Origin of the sequence: Paenibacillus lactis, assembly GCF_017873605.1 — a bacterium.
Classification (GTDB): Bacteria; Bacillota; Bacilli; order Paenibacillales; family Paenibacillaceae; genus Paenibacillus_AQ; species Paenibacillus_AQ lactis.
This window is the reverse complement of sequence record NZ_JAGGKI010000004.1, coordinates 235,834-251,833: the sequence shown is the minus strand read 5'-3', so window position 1 is coordinate 251,833 and position 16,000 is coordinate 235,834. Positions and strand designations below refer to the sequence as shown.

At 51.8% G+C, this 16,000-nt stretch carries 20 protein-coding genes; 18 read left to right on the top strand and 2 right to left on the bottom strand.

The genetic code is table 11. The features are described 5' to 3' along the window. The first annotated feature begins 30 nt into the window (after positions 1-30). The 5 genes from hisC (at position 31) to J2Z18_RS09725 (ending at position 4,541) form a co-directional block, all read left to right on the top strand. A complete protein-coding gene (hisC, locus tag J2Z18_RS09745) occupies positions 31-1,128 on the top strand; it encodes a histidinol-phosphate transaminase (protein WP_007129835.1) in 1,098 nt (365 codons plus the stop codon). Between the two features lie 74 nt (positions 1,129-1,202). Beyond that, entirely contained in the window at positions 1,203-2,291 is a 1,089-nt protein-coding gene (locus tag J2Z18_RS09740; RefSeq protein ID WP_208604295.1) for a prephenate dehydrogenase, read from the top strand. A gap of 402 nt (positions 2,292-2,693) precedes the next feature. Continuing rightward, positions 2,694-3,287, top strand: a complete 594-nt coding sequence (locus J2Z18_RS09735) for an RNA polymerase sigma factor (RefSeq protein ID WP_040738622.1) — start codon at positions 2,694-2,696, stop codon at positions 3,285-3,287. Further along, entirely contained in the window at positions 3,284-3,886 is a 603-nt protein-coding gene (locus J2Z18_RS09730; RefSeq protein ID WP_007129838.1) for an anti-sigma factor family protein, read from the top strand. Before J2Z18_RS09735 ends, J2Z18_RS09730 begins: the two co-directional genes overlap by 4 nt. Positions 3,887-3,920: 34 nt before the next feature. Next, complete coding sequence (locus J2Z18_RS09725) at positions 3,921-4,541, top strand: histidine phosphatase family protein (RefSeq protein WP_007129839.1); 621 nt, start codon at positions 3,921-3,923, stop codon at positions 4,539-4,541. A 112-nt stretch (positions 4,542-4,653) separates the two neighbouring features. Here J2Z18_RS09725 and J2Z18_RS09720 read toward each other — a convergent pair whose 3' ends face one another. Beyond that, entirely contained in the window at positions 4,654-5,412 is a 759-nt protein-coding gene (locus J2Z18_RS09720) for a class I SAM-dependent methyltransferase (protein ID WP_007129840.1), read from the bottom strand. Between the two features lie 494 nt (positions 5,413-5,906). Here J2Z18_RS09720 and J2Z18_RS09715 point away from each other — a divergent pair, with 494 nt between their 5' ends. The 8 genes from J2Z18_RS09715 (at position 5,907) to J2Z18_RS09680 (ending at position 11,941) form a co-directional block, all read left to right on the top strand. Beyond that, positions 5,907-7,043: a hypothetical protein gene (locus tag J2Z18_RS09715; protein ID WP_007129841.1), complete on the top strand. Its 1,137-nt coding sequence runs from the start codon at positions 5,907-5,909 to the stop codon at positions 7,041-7,043. Between the two features lie 111 nt (positions 7,044-7,154). Then, positions 7,155-7,334: an IDEAL domain-containing protein gene (locus tag J2Z18_RS09710; protein WP_007129842.1), complete on the top strand. Its 180-nt coding sequence runs from the start codon at positions 7,155-7,157 to the stop codon at positions 7,332-7,334. 104 nt (positions 7,335-7,438) lie between these two features. Next, positions 7,439-7,855, top strand: coding sequence for a DUF2487 family protein (locus J2Z18_RS09705; protein ID WP_007129843.1), 417 nt, complete (start codon positions 7,439-7,441; stop codon positions 7,853-7,855). Positions 7,856-8,049: 194 nt separating this feature from the next. Further along, positions 8,050-8,595 carry a Rieske (2Fe-2S) protein gene (locus J2Z18_RS09700; RefSeq protein WP_007129844.1) on the top strand — a complete coding sequence of 182 codons (546 nt, stop codon included), beginning with the start codon at positions 8,050-8,052 and terminating at the stop codon, positions 8,593-8,595. Between the two features lie 15 nt (positions 8,596-8,610). Beyond that, on the top strand, positions 8,611-9,282 hold the full coding sequence (qcrB, locus tag J2Z18_RS09695; protein ID WP_006209500.1) for a menaquinol-cytochrome c reductase cytochrome b subunit: 672 nt from the start codon (positions 8,611-8,613) through the stop codon (positions 9,280-9,282). Between the two features lie 21 nt (positions 9,283-9,303). After that, positions 9,304-10,188, top strand: a complete 885-nt coding sequence (locus J2Z18_RS09690; RefSeq protein ID WP_007129845.1) for a menaquinol-cytochrome c reductase cytochrome b/c subunit — start codon at positions 9,304-9,306, stop codon at positions 10,186-10,188. Positions 10,189-10,367: 179 nt separating this feature from the next. Beyond that, on the top strand, positions 10,368-11,003 hold the full coding sequence (locus J2Z18_RS09685) for a DUF1405 domain-containing protein (RefSeq protein ID WP_007129846.1): 636 nt from the start codon (positions 10,368-10,370) through the stop codon (positions 11,001-11,003). 68 nt (positions 11,004-11,071) lie between these two features. Then, positions 11,072-11,941: a sporulation protein YpjB gene (locus J2Z18_RS09680; RefSeq protein ID WP_007129847.1), complete on the top strand. Its 870-nt coding sequence runs from the start codon at positions 11,072-11,074 to the stop codon at positions 11,939-11,941. 61 nt (positions 11,942-12,002) lie between these two features. On the opposite strand, the gene J2Z18_RS09675 is transcribed toward J2Z18_RS09680, so the two are convergent. Further along, entirely contained in the window at positions 12,003-12,872 is an 870-nt protein-coding gene (locus J2Z18_RS09675) for a YitT family protein (RefSeq protein WP_007129848.1), read from the bottom strand. 221 nt (positions 12,873-13,093) lie between these two features. Here J2Z18_RS09675 and J2Z18_RS09670 point away from each other — a divergent pair, with 221 nt between their 5' ends. The 5 genes from J2Z18_RS09670 to bshB1 are packed head-to-tail and all read left to right on the top strand — an operon-like array spanning position 13,094 to position 15,984. Continuing rightward, on the top strand, positions 13,094-13,429 hold the full coding sequence (locus tag J2Z18_RS09670; RefSeq protein WP_376773065.1) for a nucleotide pyrophosphohydrolase: 336 nt from the start codon (positions 13,094-13,096) through the stop codon (positions 13,427-13,429). Positions 13,430-13,480: 51 nt separating this feature from the next. Next, positions 13,481-14,047 (top strand): tetratricopeptide repeat protein, encoded by a 567-nt coding sequence (locus tag J2Z18_RS30880; protein WP_007129850.1) that lies wholly within the window; start codon positions 13,481-13,483, stop codon positions 14,045-14,047. Further along, positions 14,037-14,840: a 4-hydroxy-tetrahydrodipicolinate reductase gene (gene dapB / locus J2Z18_RS09660; protein ID WP_007129851.1), complete on the top strand. Its 804-nt coding sequence runs from the start codon at positions 14,037-14,039 to the stop codon at positions 14,838-14,840. Before J2Z18_RS30880 ends, dapB begins: the two co-directional genes overlap by 11 nt. A 17-nt stretch (positions 14,841-14,857) precedes the next feature. Further along, the gene (gene mgsA, locus J2Z18_RS09655) at positions 14,858-15,280 is read left to right on the top strand and encodes a methylglyoxal synthase (RefSeq protein ID WP_007129852.1); all 423 of its coding nucleotides are present in this window, start codon (positions 14,858-14,860) and stop codon (positions 15,278-15,280) included. Beyond that, positions 15,277-15,984, top strand: coding sequence for a bacillithiol biosynthesis deacetylase BshB1 (gene bshB1 / locus J2Z18_RS09650; RefSeq protein WP_007129853.1), 708 nt, complete (start codon positions 15,277-15,279; stop codon positions 15,982-15,984). The genes mgsA and bshB1 overlap by 4 nt, the downstream gene beginning before the upstream one ends. Positions 15,985-16,000 lie beyond the last annotated feature (16 nt).

Below are 16,000 nucleotides of genomic sequence, written 5' to 3'. Positions count from 1 at the left end.
GATAGATATGAAAGGTGAGGCGAATATCAAATGAAACCAAAAGCGCAAATCGTGGATCTTCCCGTCTATCAGCCGGGAAAACCGATCGAAGAGGTGAAGAAGGAGCTTGGGCTGGATCGCGTGATCAAGCTGGCTTCGAACGAAAATCCATACGGCTGCTCGCCGCTTGCTAGAGAAGCGATCACGGCGGAGCTGGAAACGCTCAGCCTGTATCCGGACGGCAGTGCAGCGGAATTGACAGCTGCGCTGGCGGAGCATTTGAACGTTGCAAGCCCTCAGATTATTTTCGGCTGCGGCTCCGATGAGATCATCGCGCTCATTATCCGGGCGTTCCTCGTTCCCGGCGACGAAACGATCATGGCCGATCAGACTTTTTCGGTATATAAAACCAACGCCGAGATTGAAGGTGCCGTCAGCATTGAAGTTCCGCTTGTCGATGGAAAGCACGACCTCCAAGGCATGCTTGACGCGATCACGGATAAGACCAAAATCATCTGGGTATGCAATCCGAACAACCCGACCGGCACCATTGTTTCGGAGACGGAGCTTGTACAGTTTCTGGACTCCGTTCCTGAGCACATTATGGTCGTTCTCGATGAAGCTTATTTCGAATATGTTACCGACGCTTCGTACCCGAACAGCATCCCGCTGATGGGTCGCTACCCGAATCTGGTCATCCTTCGCACCTTCTCCAAGATTTACGGGTTGGCGGCGCTGCGGATCGGATATGGGGTTGCTCAAGAAGAGGTGATCTCCCTCATCAACCGTGTCCGGGAGCCGTTTAATACGGGTCGTCTTGCCCAGGCAGCGGCTAAGGCTGCACTGAAGGATCAAGCGTTCGTGGCCGAGTGCCGCAAGCGGAATGAAGAAGGGATCAAGTATATTCAAGGAGAACTGGACCGTCTCGGGCTGTCGTATTTCCCGGCACACGGCAACTTCATCATGATCGATGTGAGAAGATCCGGAAAGGATGTCTTCCAGTCCCTCCTCAGAAAAGGCATCATCGTCCGCCCGGGATTCGAGCGGTATCCGAATTGGATTCGGGTGACGGTCGGGTCGAAGGAACAGAACGATGCCTTTATCGGGGCGCTTGAGCAGGTAATCGCTGAAGTGAGTCCTGTAGTATAACATTTAAGGAACAGATTGGAAATAACCATAATCAGCTAAACATCGCAGTTTGAAACGAGTGAGAGAACATGACCATGCATATATCCATATTTGGTGTCGGCTTGATCGGCGGATCGTTGGCATTATGCTTTAAAGGCAAGCCGGGGATCACCGTTACGGGTTACGCGCATACCGAAGCTTACGCCGATCAGGTAAGGGCCAAAGGCGTAGTAGACCATGTTACGTTATCAGTGGAGGAGGCAGCCCGGGACGCAGACGTTATATTCCTCTGCGTTCCGGTGGGCAGCCTGGAATACTATCTGAAACAGTTGAACGAAATTCAATTAAAGCCCGGCTGTATCATAACCGATGTGGGAAGCACCAAAGCAAGCATTGCCGAGTGCGCCTCACAGCTTGAGCTAAAGGATGCCTGCTTTATCGGCGGACATCCGATGGCCGGTTCGGAGCGCTCCGGCGTCGGGGCGGCTTCGACGCTGCTGTTCGAAAATGCGTACTATGTGCTTACCCCGGCGGATAACGTCCCGGAGGAGAAACTGGATACTCTTGCACGTCTTCTGGCACATACCCGGGCACATATCGTACGGGTAGAGCCTCGGCTGCATGATGAAATTGTGGGCGCCATCAGTCATCTGCCTCATATCATTGCCGTTGCGCTTGTCAATCAGATCAGCGCTTATAACGACGATAATGCGCTGTACCGCACACTGGCTGCCGGAGGCTTCCGCGATATTACGCGGATTGCATCGAGCGACCCGGTCGTTTGGCGGGATATTCTGCTGAATAACCGAAGCGTCATGCTGCCGCTGCTGCGTGATTGGAACGAGGGAATACAGCGCTTTATGGACATGCTGGAGGTTGGCGACGGACCTGCCATAGAAGAGGCCTTCCGCAGAGCGGGCGAATTCCGCAGCGTGCTGCCGGAAAGACGTAAAGGCATGATTGTATCCCAATATGACTTGTATCTGGATGTGCCTGACCATCCGGGAATTATCGGACGCATTGCGACCGAGCTCGGGGCCAACAGCATCAACCTGAGCAATATTCAAATCATCGAAAGCCGGGAAGACGTGCCGGGTGTAATGAGGCTGTCCTTCCGGAACGAAGTGGATCAGGAACGGGCGAAGGAGCTGCTGTTATCGAAAGGGCATCCCGTTTATCAATAGCTGCTGCGGTTGTTTTTAAACAACCGCAAATAAATACGTTTACAGTATTGACAAAATGAAAACGTATACATATAATAAAAGTACAGTATGGTTTCTCTCCACTCCTATCCAAAATATTGCACTATGTGCGGCCGTCTTCGGATGAAGGCGGTTTTTTTTTGTCATTTTCCTGGTCATGCCATGAAATCTGGCATAAAACTGATTCTTTCTCCAATATGTGCTATAATGCTAGAGTGCTAGTGTAGAAGATTTGGGGAAATTGCCAAATACATAGAATAGTCAGTCACCAAGAGGCGTAACTATATATGGTTTGACGGTACTTTTACAGATCCTAATTGATCGTTTCCTTGGACATTCAAGGAAGTTGAGGCACCGATGGGAGAAGGAGGAACGAAAAATCATATGACGGATTCCCAGTTAATACAAGAAATTAAGCAGGGCAATACCGAATTGTACTCGGAGCTTATGCGGCGTTACCAGAGAAAAATATTGGCATTTGTCTATCATATGTTAAAGAGCTCCAACATGGAGCTGATGGCGGAGGATTTATGCTCCGAAACATTCTATAAGGCTTTCCGCAGCCTGCATTCGTTTCGCGAGGTGGATGCATCGTTCTCGACATGGCTGTATACCATTGCGCGAAATACGGTGCTGAGCGAGCTCCGGAAGCATCGCAGCGGTACGCTGCCGCTGGAGGAGAGCGGTGTCGTTCCCGTGGCCCCGATTGAGGTCGCACCCGAACAGGCGATTTTACGAAGCGAACGCGTACATATGGTAAGGGAAGCAATAAATAATTTACCGGAGAAGCAGCGGTCAGCGCTGATTCTCCGGGAATACGATCAGCTGGACTATCAGGAAATCGCAGACATATTAGGTCAAAGCGTCAGCTCCGTCAAATCCCTTCTATTTCGAGCCAGAGGCAGTGTCAAAATTCAGCTCGAGCCTTATTTCTATGAACCGGTCATGGAAGAGCTGAGAGGGATGAAGAGCAAATGAATTGCGAAGAAGCCCGAGAGCTGATGGAAAGTGTCTGGGATTTGCCTGACGAAGATCCGCGGCGACAGCGGCTGAATGGGCATGTAAAAACCTGCAGCGCGTGCGCGGCGGAGTACGAATTGTGGCTTCAGAGCTTGAACATGGTCCATGCTTTGGAGGAGGAGGATATTCCGGGGATCGATAGCGAACGAATCAACCGCAATGTCATGGACCGTATTTATCGGGATTTTCCTTGGCTGGTGGAGGAAACCTCAAAGAGCCGCGCAGTAAGCCGAGTGTTTCGCAAGCGTTTGACCTTATGGATTGCCGGATTTTTGGCACTGTTCGTGTGCAGCTTCATCTATTTTGCCGTCATAGGAAGTCCGGCCGAGCCCAAGCCCGAGGCAGACGCAACCGGAATTATCCCGACAGGGATCGCCGATACCGGTCAAAGCCTGACAGCGAAGGATTATAACATTCCGAAGACCAACAGCGGAATTATCGATCCGTTTGTGGTTGGAATGAGTCCTACCGAGCCGCAGTATTGGATGCTGCTGTCGCTTTTGGGTGTGGGGCTGGCCATGTATTTCCTGATGCGGCTGAATCGGGTCAGACGATAGCGAATGCATTGAAATATACAAGAGGAGGAAGATCATGCTGATAGGGTTGGTTCGCCACGGTTTAACGGACTGGAATGCGATGGGCAAAATACAGGGACAGACGGATATTCCGCTGAATGAGGAAGGACGGCGGCAGGCACGGCTGCTTGGCGAGCGGCTTCGCCAGGAGCCCTATCATTGGGACTTTGCGATCAGCAGCGGCCTTTCCCGTGCGGAAGAAACCGCGCAGATCATCGCGTCCATGCTCGGCATTCCGGTAGCTGATCCGGATCCCCGTGTAAGGGAGCGGAGATACGGCCAGGTAGAAGGGCTGACGGCGGAGGAGCGGGAGGCCCGGTTCGGAACCGACTGGCATCAGCAGGATTTGGGCCAAGAGTCCGATGTGGAGCTGATGTCCAGAGGACTTGTCTTTTTGGACGATATGGCGATCAAGCATCGGAACAGCAATATCCTCGTTGTAAGTCACGGCGGTTTTCTGGCACAGCTGTATAAGCTCGTCTGCCGCGGTCAGCTCAGCCAGCGCATCGGCAACCTGTCGCTGACGATCGTGGAACGCAAGGACGATGACTGGTCGCCGCTGCTCTATAACTGTACCAAGCATTTGTTGACGGAGCCGGCGGAAGGCCAGGGAACGAATGTGCTGCCGACGAAGTAATAACCCCCGATACAGAATATGCCCCTGATCCGATGATTCAGCAGATCATCGATCAGGGGCGATTTTTTATTTAAAATGAGTTCAGCCGGGGGAAACCTTCCACAATATCAGATTACAACGAGGCAATCATAATAAAACGATGCTGCCTTACCTCGAAGTAGCCCTGCAATTGGATCCACTCGTGTATGTGATTCAGCTCATCCCTATAACGATCCACCGTAAAATCCGGGACCTGCCACGGAATGGCTGTAAGATAGTAAATAAGCGCACCGACATCGTAAAACCGCTGGACGGGGTAATCCTCGCGCGCGAACGTGACGTTGAACCCGTGATTCCGAAGCTCTGAGGCTGCGTAATCGAGGTTCCAATGGGCAAACTCGGCATTGAGCGGAACGCCGAACAGATCATTGATCTGGTAGCAATCGGTTCCGCCGACCTGCTGGGTAATAAAAACGCCCTGATCGGCCAGGATTCTCCGAATCTCGGACGGCGCATACGATTCGTGCTGGTTCATGACCACATCGAACAATCGATCAGGCAGCGGAAGCTTCTCATCGTCTTCTACATATACGACTTGAACGCCAAGCGGCTCCAGCTTGCGGCGCGCAACGGGCACATTCGGTGGGTACCCTTCCGTGGCATAGGTGATCTTCGGGAACGGCTGCAGCGTCGATAAAAATTCACCGCCTCCCGTTCCCATATCAAGCAAGCTCTTCGCGCAGCGGATATAAGGGATCAGAATGCTTCCCAGCGACCAAGGGAGCAGCTGCAGCTGCATGCGGCCTGATCCGGTAATATAGGAGAAGTCCCAACCGGAGAATGCCTGCCGGGCTTCATTGATATAGTGTTCAAAACGATCATCGACCTTCATTTTATTCGAACCTCCATATGTTCATTTGTTGATAACGATCGGCTTGTCGCCTTATGGAATACAAAGCGAGTGCCGTCAATCGGAGGTCCTCGAATCCATAATCCGCGTTGTTATGTTTCGTGTTCCCGGGTCGTCATGACCGATCACCTCTTTCGTTCGCTAACCGTATCCGTGCATCTCATCGTTAACCATTCGTTGAGACAGATATCCGTTACATGCACGAGCAGACGTTGTAATCCAGTTTAACATATATTCCCTTTCATTGAGAATATCGCAGATTCTATCATGGATTAAGAGGGCATAGAAATAGTATAAAAAAATACGCAATCTCACGTTTATGGAGCCGCTATTCCGTTAAAGATGATAAAACCACCATGCAGATCAGTTGATTCCGACGCTTACTAGGGACATGAAACTTCATGAAACGAGAGAGAACAGGTATCAAATGATCGAAACATTCCCATAATGGATGTAAAACGGCGAGGCGATGAACGATGAATCTAGCGGATATGCTCACTTATGCCGATATCGGTCAGCTCAGCAGCATCGCGAATCACTATCAATGCGACGCCAAGAGAAACTCGAAGCATGAATTAATCCAGAGTATCTTAAGCAAGCTTGGAGGAAGGGAATTTTTAGAGGAGCAGATCGGCAGCTTGTCCCCGAGCGATCTTCGCTTTCTGAACCATCTGGTATTTGACTCCAGGAGTGGTTACAGTCTGGAAGAGCTGACGGCGGCTATCCGCCAAGCTGCGGAGGTCAACAGCGACAATCAGAAGGGGAAGAGCTCTGCGGGACAAACCGAAAGCCCTCGCGAAGCCGTAGCGCGCTACCGCAGAAGCGGCTGGCTGTTTAACGGATTCACCCATTCCACGAAATATATGTTCCAGGTTCCTTCCGATCTAAAGCTGCGCTTCAGGGAAGCGCTGCGCGAACGCCTTCTTGAACCGCTGCAGCGATTGCCGGGTGATCCGGAGGCCTACCGGGACGAGCAGGGACTGATCGTGGAAGATTTGCTGCTGATGCTCAAGTATATCGGCCGCCATGACATCGAGCTGAACCTCGAAGGTTTTATGTATCGGCGGAACCAACAACAGCTAATGGGCATGCTCCACATTGATGAACCGCTCATAGCCAAAGGGGCGTGGAGGTTCGGATACGGCCGATCCTGCATTGCCTATCCCGACCGGCTAGCTTTGTTATACGATTATGCGTATGCAAGGCAATGGGTCAGGGAGAACGGCAGCCGGCTGGTGCTTACCGACAGCGGGGCCTCGCTTCTCGATGAAGGAAATCAAGTTAGCGTGATGCAGATATTCCGCTTTTGGTTAAGACTTTATAAAGGCGCAATTCCCAACATTACCTCGCTCGTATACTGGATCAGTCAATGCGCGCGCGATTGGGTGAGTGCCGCGTCGCTCTACGAATCACTGGGATGGCTCGTCCGCCCGTTCTATTATGACAGCCCGCAAAACATCCTCGAACAGCGGCTGATTCGGATGCTGATGCATCTGGGCTTGCTGCGGATCGGGGAAAGCGCGGCGCACGGCACAGCGTACAAGATGACAGCGCTCGGCTTAAAAGCAGCGGAGACTTGCATCCACATCAACGATTCGAAAGAGCTGAAGTAAAGGCAGCAAATGGCCGTCCGGGTGACGCATGATATGGTGGTTGAAGGAAATGAGGAAAGCGAAACACGAGGCAAGCTACTTAGTTAAAATTTGGTTTGGAGGTGCATCCTAATGGATAAAATGAAGGTTACTTACGAAGTTATGTTAGGTCTGGCTGCTGAAATGGTATGGGACGAGGCATTGCGTAAGCATCGGAGTGAAGAACTGTATAAGGAAATTGACGCAGCGCTGGCATCCGGAGATGAAGTGGCTTTCAAAAACCTGACGGATGAACTGAGGACTTTGAACTGAAGAAATGCCTTCATGCATTTCTTCTTTTTTTTGCCTTATCCGGGCTCTCACTCGTATAATGATGTAAAAAAGCGATTGGCGTGAGAGAAAGGATGTAACGTTACATGAAATTTAGTGAAGTGGACGAGCAGACTTGGCCGGAGCTGCAGCCTTATTATGACACCTGTTTAATACCGTTCACCGGTTTGACCGGCCAGGAGCCTCCATGGGAAGCGACCAGCGCGCTCGAGAGATTGCGAGACTTCATGGATTTGGCTGAAATTCCGTTTAAGGGCAGAATCGTTACATATCCTGCCGTGCAATATGGAAAGACTGAGGATACGACGCTTTTAAATGAAGTATGTCACAATGTTAAAAAGGCCGGATTTAAATATGTCGTCGTTATGACGGCGGACGGTGATCTTAGCCCGGAGGATGTCCCCGAGAGCACGCTTGTGCTGTCCCGGCGCAGGATTGAGGCGGATGGAAGCAAGGCCTCCGCAGCCGTTTCAGCGGGCATCAGTGAAATGTGGCAGGGGTAGTGAAAAACGGTGCATGAAATTGTGACAAAATACCAACAATTTATGAGAGGCCTGTTGGAAGCGAACCCATTTTTGGCCTTCACATTCTTGACGGTCTTGGGTGCCTAATATATTATTAGTATGTCCTAGTACGTCGTGTGATTTTAATCATTGATGACACTTAAGAACGGTTGACAAAGGGGGTTGAACACAGAATGAGCAGCAACCACAATGACGAGCATGAAGAATCGCACAATCCACCCCGCCGGAAAGAGATGTCCCGCAGACAATTTCTTACATACACGTTGGGCGGTGCCACAGCTTACATGGCTGCTGGGGTAGTTTTGCCAATGCTCCGTTTTGCCGTGGATCCAATTCTTCAGAACAAGGAAGAGGGAGCTTTCGTTAAGGTCGTAGAGGAGAGCAAAATTACCAACGAACCACAAGAGTTCCATTTTGAGCTTCAGCAGCAGGATGGCTGGTACAACAGTACAGCTACGCTGACGGCGTGGATTCGCAAGAATGATCAGGGTGAGATTATAGCGCTTTCGCCGATTTGTAAGCATCTGGGATGCCTTGTCGGATGGAACAGCAACAAGAATTTCCCGGATGAGTACCACTGCCCTTGCCACGGCGCACGTTATACGCCGGACGGCAAGAACCTTGCAGTCGCGCCGAAGCCGCTTGACCAGTACGAGACGAAAGTGGAGAACGGCTGGATTTACCTCGGCGAAATTGTACCAAATACCGTAGTATCATAGGAGGCGTAGATTCGGATGTTGAAGAATGTCTACAACTGGATTGACGAGCGTCTCGATATCACGCCGATTTGGAGAGATGTTGCGGACCATGAGGTCCCTGAGCACGTAAACCCTGCGCACCATTTCTCCGCGTTTGTGTACTGTTTCGGCGGTTTGACGTTTTTCATCACAGTCATCCAGATTTTGTCGGGAATGTTCCTGACGATGTATTATGTGCCCGATATCATCAACGCGTACAACAGTGTTGAATATCTGCAGACGCAGGTCGCCTTCGGGCAAATCGTCCGTGGTATGCACCACTGGGGCGCGAGTTTGGTTATCGTCATGATGTTCCTGCATACGATGCGCGTGTTCTTCACAGGCTCTTACAAAGCGCCTCGTGAAATGAACTGGGTAGTCGGCATGCTTATTTTCTTTGTTATGCTTGGCCTCGGCCTGACAGGCTATCTGTTGCCATGGGATAACAAAGCTTACTTTGCAACAAAGGTTACACTCGAAATTGCGAACTCCGTGCCTTGGCTCGGTCCGATCATTAAAGAATTGCTGCAGGGCGGTACCATTGTAGGCGCCGAAACGCTCACACGTTTCTTCGCCATCCATGTATTCTTCCTCCCGGCTGTGCTCCTGGCCCTACTGGTAGGACACTTTATCATGATCCGCAGACAGGGTATTTCCGGACCACTATAAGAAGAAGGGAGGCGCAAATTTATGGCACATGGTCATAAATCTGATGAGAAAGTTGTTTTTGTCGGTGATTCCCGTGTACGCAAGGGCAACGGCTGGGTCGTACCGCCGGATTACACCGCTTACCCTGGCAAATCAGAAGCGTTCATTCCCAACTTCTTGTTGAAGGAATGGATGGTTGGTGTTGTCGTTCTGGTCGGTTTCTTAGTGCTGACCATCTCGGAGCCGGCTCCGCTCGGTTATCCGGCTGATCCGGGGGCATCCGTAATCCCGATGCCTGACTGGTACTTCTTGTTCCTTTATGAGTATTTGAAGCTTCCGTACGCTTCCGGCGATTATGTGGTGCTCGGAACGATCGGCGTGACCGGTATCGCATTCGGCTCGCTGCTGCTTGCGCCATTCCTGGATACAGGCAAGGAACGCCGCTTCTATAAGCGTCCGATCGCTTCGTCGCTCATGATTTTGTCACTGATTTCCATCGTCTATCTGACGAACTCGGCTTGGACGCACTATCAGCACGAGCTGAAAGAATCCGGTCAGAAGCCTGAGCATATTCAGCGGGAAGAAGAGGCTGAAGAGAAGCATGCCGCAGGACTGCCGACTTCGAATGCGAAGCAGCCTGAGGACAGCGTGGTTGCGATCGTCGATAAGGACAATCCGGCCATGGAAACGTTCAAGACGGCTACATGCATCTCATGTCACGCAGCCGACTTGAAGGGAGCATCCGGTCCATCGCTGCGCGGTGTCGGTGATACCCATACGAAGGAAGAGATCGTTGCCATTATTGAGAAGGGTCAAGGCTCGATGCCTCCGATGAAAGACACTGCACTTAATGCTGGTGTAACGGAAGAGGAACTCGACCAATTGGCCGAATGGCTTGCAAGCCAGAAGGCTGAAGCGGCTGAATAGCAATAGCCAGAACCTGATCGCATCTTGCGGTCAGGTTTTTTCTTTAGAGGCAGGTTAGAAGAATCGTGCAGCTGAATCGAACACGCTTTTACTACAGATGAAAAAGGCAGTAATTTAGGTTATAATACGCGTTAGTCGCGAACAGCGAATGAACGTTAACGATTTGAGGGGGACGGAGTTTGTCATTATCATATTTTTGGAGCAGGGAATTCATCGGAAAACGGCCGTTCCTGTGGCTGCTGCTGATATGCAATGTGCTCGGTACGATTTATGGATACATATGGTATGGCCATCAAATTTCCGACACGGTGAGCCGGGGCCAGTATTGGCAGGTCATCTTCGTGCCCGACAGTCCGACGGCCAGCTTGTTCTTCAGCATTGCGATCTTGCTGCTGCTTTATCCACCTAGGACGGCTTTAGGCGCGATGGTGCAGCAATGGATCGAGGCGCTGGCGGTCGTTACGTCGGTGAAGTACGGGATCTGGGCGGTCGCGATCATCTTCGCGGGACAAGCCCAAGGGGATGTGCTGGTGTGGCAGGACTGGATGCTGGTTGTATCCCATACGGCGATGGCGGTGGAAGCGCTCCTGTTCGTAAGGCTGTTTCATTATCGTTGGACCGCCCTTACCGGGGCGATTGCTTGGACATTCCTGAACGATACGGTGGATTATTCTTACGGCGTCTTCCCTTGGCTGCCGGGTCAGCTGTACGACAACTTGTCGGCCGTTGAGCTGTTCACCTATCTGCTTACGCTGGTCAGCGGTCTAGCCGCCTGGCTGTCCAGGAAATACGCATTGCATAAATCAAGCATGTAACGCACATTACCTTTCGGGTTCTATGGACATCCCTCCTGCCATAACATATACGGTAGGAGGGATGTCCCATGTTACGAAACATGCCCAAACTGAGCCGATACGTGCCTGCTGTTCTTATATTGCTCATATTAGCGATCGGTACGGGGAATCCGATATGGGCGGGGTCGGCCGCTGTAAAGGATGCAGACGAATCCTCACCCGCTGCCCCGATACAAGCGAAGGCATTCAATAAGGAAGTAGAACTGCTGTACCGCTACGTTGAGGAGGGCAATATCCAGGCGGTATTGGAGCAGGTCAGGAAAGTCTCCGGCATGTTCGAGGCCTCATCCTTTCAGGGCTTAACCGGAGTCGAAGGCATTCATGTGCTGGCCGAGAGCATCATTGAAATGAAAGAAGCGACGGCGCATGCCTCCCAGGATCCGCAGCACTGGATGTTGACCGCGGGGAAGCTTCGGTTGGCCGCGGACAGCCTGACCCATACGAAGGACGCGCTGTGGCTGCAGTATTTTAAGGTTGTGAGAGAAGACTTGGATAGGATGAGGGAGCATGCGGGTAAACAGGATAAGCAGGGAATGTCGAGCGCATTCGAGAGCCTGCAGGGCCATTATGAGCTGATTCGTCCTTCGCTCATCATTCAGCGCAAGCCGGATGAAGTCAATATGGTCGAGTCCTGGCTATCTTATGCGGGCGGACTCGTGTCGTCCGGCGATACCGAGGGGGTTCAGCGGATCGTGCCGCAAGGGGAAGAGCTCGTGAATACCTTGTTCGGGAAAAAGAGGGATGAGCCTGCCCTGGCTCCGCTTGGCCAGGTAAAGGAGCCGTGGACCTGGCAGGTCATCATAGGCGCAATCATCCTGGCTGCTTTAATCTTTGCAGGGTACCGCAAATATCGGGGACAGCTGAACAGTTCGAAGTCGCTGTTTCCGCCCAAGGCTTAAAAGCCTGGGGGGCGGGGGCAGGATGATGCAGCAAATCAAGAATAGCCCGGCGAAAGCCGGGCTATTCTTCTTTAAATCCTTCCCCATGCACATCATTGACATCGTTTATGATCATAAATGCTTGCGGGTCGACGGATTTGACAATCCCGGACAACCGCCTGATTTCTTGCCTGGAAACGACGCAGTAAATGATGTGCTTTGCTTCTTGGGAGTATACGCCAATAGCCGGGATCAATGTGACTCCCCGCTCCATGTCAACGGTGATGCGATCGGCGATTTTCTCCGCTTGATCACTGATGATGGTAAAGGCTTTCGCGGCATATGCCCCCTCCTGGATAAAATCGATCACCTTGGAAGCGATGAATACGGCAACCAGGGTGTACAGAATCCGTTCAAGCGGGATAAAAAACAAGGACAATCCGATGATGAGGATATCCAGACTGAGGATCACCTGCCCCATGCTAAAACCAAATTTGCGGTTCACGATTCTGGCAATAATATCGGAGCCCCCGGTCGTTCCACCGAAACGAAAAACGATACCGAGCCCTGCCCCGAGCGTGACTCCGGCGTAAAGGGAGGCGAGAATATAATCATGCTCCGTTCGGAAGGGGATCATCCAGCCCTTGTCGATCAGAAGCTCGAACAGCCAGAGAAACAGCGTTAAGGAAGCGATCCCGAGCCCGGTATAGATGGATTGGCGCTTGCCTAGAATTTTCATCCCGAGCAGAAACAGCGGGATGTTGATGACCATCGTAGAGATGGAGGGGGCGATATTGAACGCATAATTAAGAAGTACGGTAATGCCGGTAACGCCGCCTTCCATCAGTTCGTTCGGAATGATAAAGTACAGCAATCCGAAAGCATAGATCGCCGTCCCGAACATAATCGGGATGATCAACTGAAGCTGTTCAAGCCATTTGCTTGATCTCATATTACCCCTCGCATTCTGGTCTGTAATGTTCCGATATGTTCAGGTTTCCAGATTAACCCGACTAGTATGTACCGATCAGGGAAGGGATAAAAAATATTTGTTTTCAAAACCGCTTTACGATAACATAGGTTTAAAACAATCTTGGGATCCCTTCATGGAATGGGGCGGATTCGGGGAGATTGGGGCAAAGCCTGGAAGAAAACGAGCATTGAAGGGAGTTAATGATCTTGGGAAAATCAATGGCTGAAATGCAGCAGGAAGTCGATCGCTACATCTCGCAATTCAAAGAAGGCTATTTCAGCCCGTTGTCCATGATGGCCCGGATGTCGGAAGAGGTTGGAGAGCTGGCGCGGGAGGTTAACCACCAATTCGGCGAGAAGCCGAAGAAAGCGGATGAAGCGGACAATTCCATTGAGCTCGAGCTTGGCGATATTTTGTTCATCACGATCTGCTTCGCGAATTCGCTTGGCATTGATTTGACCGAAGCCCATAATAAAGTGATGCACAAATTCACGACGCGTGACGCCGACCGGTGGACGAAAATAAACACCGATTAGGCCGCTGTTACATATGCTGTACCAAAACCCGCTGCGGGGGAGGGACAGCCAGTGAAATCGGAAACTTATATACAAAAAGCATACCGATGCATACTTCAAAATGATTTCGAAGAGGCGCTCCGCTGGTTCGAGGAAGCGATCCAGGCCAATCCCGGGGATGCTGAGGTTCATTACCGCTGCTCGATCACGTACGGCCGGAGCAACCGACTGGAAATGGCAATCTCCCACGCGGAGGAAGCGGTGCGGCTTCAGCCGGACAAACCTGAATACACCCTTCATCTGCAGCATATCAAGGCTGCCGAGCTGGTTCAGAAGGCGAGAAAAATGGTTGAGGGACGTACGGATGTCACCAAGTCGGAACTGTATCAGGCGGTTTCGCACCTGAAGTCCGCTGTCGCGATGGACCCGCTATACGCGCAAGCCTATGTATGGCTGGCCCTCGTTTATAGCGAGCTGAATGAACATGCCATGGCCATTGCCACCTTGAGGGAAGTGATTGCTTTATATCCGCAGGAGAGCAGTCTGCAGCATATTATGGAAGAGCTTAAGCAGCGTCTGAAATCATATTTGCAAGAACCGGCATCGGACGGAAAGAGAGGACATGAAAATGGCAGATAAAATATCGGTAATCGTTGTCGGCGCCGGCGGTCGGATGGGTAAAGAGGTTGTGAAGCTGGTGCTGGGGGATCCCGAGCTCGAGCTGGCGGCAGCCGTTGGGCGGTCGGATGCGGGCAAGGACGCGGGGACCCTGGTAGGTCTTCCGGCCTGCGGTATTCAAGTGACGTCGGATTTGGAAATGGCGCTGGTGGAGTCGAAGCCTGACGTTATGGTTGATTTTACGGCGCCTCAGTTCGCATACAGCAATACGGCGCTGGCGATTAAGCACGGTGTCCGCCCCGTCATGGGCACTACCGGCTTCACGCCGGAGCAGATCGAAGAGCTGGACAAGCAGTGCGAGGAGCGGGGAATCGGCGGTTTGATCGCGCCGAACTTCTCGATCGGGGCCATTCTGATGATGAAGTTTGCCGCCCAAGCCGCCAAATACCTGCCGCATGTTGAAATCATCGAAACGCATGGCGATCAGAAGCTGGACGCACCATCGGGAACATCGATCAAGACGGCCGAGATGATAGCCGCTAACCGCGAGGAAATCCGGCAAGGCAATCCGAAAGAGGAAGAGGTTATCGAAGGTGCAAGAGGCGGTTATTACAAAGGCTTCCGCATCCACAGCTTGCGGCTCCCCGGCGTATTTGCGCAGCAGGAGGTCATATTCGGCGGTTACGGACAAAGCTTGAAGATCCGTCACGATTCCTATGAGCGTGCAGCCTATATGCCGGGCGTGAAGATGGCAATCGAGAAGGTAATGGGCTATTCAGGATTAATCTATGGTTTTGATCATTTTATCGACTAACATAGGGGAGAAATCAGATGAATATTGCATTTATCGCACATGACCGTAAAAAAGAAGAGATGGTCAACTTTGTTATCGCCTATGAGGGCGTTTTTAAAGACCATAAGCTATATTCTACCGGCACGACAGGTACGCGCATTATGGAGCAGACCGAGCTGAGCATTCACCGTTTCGCTTCGGGCCCGCTTGGCGGCGATCAGCAGATCGGGGCGCTCGTTGCGGACAACGAGATGGATCTTATCATCTTCTTGCGCGATCCTTTAATGGCTCAGCCTCATGAACCGGACATTAACGCGCTGCTTCGCTTGTGCGATGTCCAGGGAATTCCGCTTGCAACGAATGTGGCGACGGCTGAAATTTTGGTCAAAGCACTGGACCGTGGAGATTTCGCTTGGCGGGAGCTCGTTCACAAGTATAAGCCGGGCGTGGACGGACAATGAGCGACAAGCTGGATATTTTAATCTTCGGCGCGCATGCGGATGATGCGGAGATCGGCATGGCCGGCACGATCGCGAAGCATGTCGCGGCAGGACGGTCTGTCGGCATATGCGATCTGACGCAGGCGGAGATGTCGTCCAATGGAACGGTGGAGATCCGCCGGGGGGAAGCGGAGCAAGCAGCCGAGGTGCTGAACCTTAAGGTCCGGACAAACTTGGGACTGCCGGATCGCGGTTTATTCGCAACGCCCGAGCATGTCGAGCGGATAACGGCCGAGATTCGTAAGCATGCTCCGTCCATCGTGTTTGCTCCGTACTGGGAAGACCGCCATCCGGATCACGTGGCTGCCAGCCGGCTTGTTGAGGAAGCGGTGTTTAATGCGAAGCTGCGGCGGTATTTGCCTGAGCTTCCGCCAGTCAAAGTGGACGAGCTCTATTTTTACTTCATTAATGATATCGGCAGAACGGATCTGATCGTGGACGTGACCGAGCAATACGGGACGAAGGAACGGGCACTCTCCTGCTACCGCTCGCAATTTGAGAAGACGGACGAGAATGCGGTGTCCACTCCGTTAACCGAGGGTTATATCGAACGTGTGCGGGCCAGGGATTCGTTATTGGGCGCGCGCAGCCTTATTCCTTATGCGGAAGGCTTTGCCTCGAAAAGTCCGTATACCGTTCATCTATTCGGCTCCAAACAGGCATAATATACAGAAGGTGACG